The following is a 224-nucleotide window of genomic DNA, read 5'->3' as shown; positions in this document are numbered from 1 at the left end:
CTTAAAGATGGTGGAGCTATGCGGGATCGAACCGCAGACCTCCTGCGTGCAAGGCAGGCGCTCTCCCAGCTGAGCTATAGCCCCATCTAGGTCGATATTGGTGGGTCTGAGTGGACTTGAACCACCGACCTCCCGCTTATCAGGCGAGCGCTCTAACCAGCTGAGCTACAGACCCAATATCGTCTCTTAACTTTTCTAAACCTAATCAATCTGTGTGGGTACTC

2 tRNA genes are annotated in these 224 nt (G+C 53.1%); both read right to left on the bottom strand.

The features are described from left to right. Nucleotides 1–8: 8 nt before the first annotated feature. Nucleotides 9–84: transfer RNA gene (locus AB4384_RS22565), tRNA-Ala, on the bottom strand. A 14-nt stretch (nucleotides 85–98) separates the two neighbouring features. Then, a tRNA-Ile gene (locus AB4384_RS22560) sits at nucleotides 99–175 on the bottom strand. Nucleotides 176–224 lie beyond the last annotated feature (49 nt).

Origin of the sequence: Vibrio sp. 10N.261.51.A4 (assembly GCF_041471945.1) — a bacterium.
Lineage (GTDB): Bacteria > Pseudomonadota > Gammaproteobacteria > Enterobacterales > Vibrionaceae > Vibrio > Vibrio crassostreae_C.
Note: the sequence above shows the minus strand (reverse complement) of the source record. Positions and strands in the feature narration are given on the sequence as shown.